This is a genomic window from Vibrio sp. 03_296, from assembly GCF_002265885.1.
Map to the genome: position 1 here is coordinate 1 of NZ_NPKW01000931.1, position 467 is coordinate 467.

The window sequence follows — 467 nt, forward strand, 5'->3', positions numbered from 1 at the left end:
ATCAACTACACRGAGAAGCAATGAAAAAGAAGCCGATCGCTTCGGTATCAATACGCTTGCAAAGGCTGGCTTTGATGTGCAAGCCATGCCCACTTTTTTCTCTCGTTTGGCTGATGAATACCGTTACGCAAGCACGCCGCCACCGATGCTGCTGACGCACCCGCTGCCYGAGGATCGAATTACCGACAGCCGTGCTCGTGCACAGTCGTATCCTCCGCATCGCGTGAATCCATCACTCGACTATCACCTCACTCGAGCTCGAATTGTCGCTCGCTACGCAGGTATTGACTCCGATGCGGCTATGGACTGGTTTGCTCGTACGGAGAAAAAAGCAACGCCAGACCTCAAGCCGGCCTTTGAATATGGCAGAGCGCTGGTGCATTTAGACAAAAAAGATTAGATCAGCTAGAAACGATTTTGGACCCGATTAATTAAAAATGAGGGTACAATCCTTTACTATCTTGATG

Annotated in this window: 1 pseudogene; it reads left to right on the forward strand. The window is 49.7% G+C overall.

Annotated features, from left to right (window positions below):
• Positions 1–406: pseudogene (locus tag CIK04_RS28935) on the forward strand (M48 family metalloprotease); the annotation flags it as partial.
• Between the last annotated feature and the right edge of the window lie 61 nt (positions 407–467).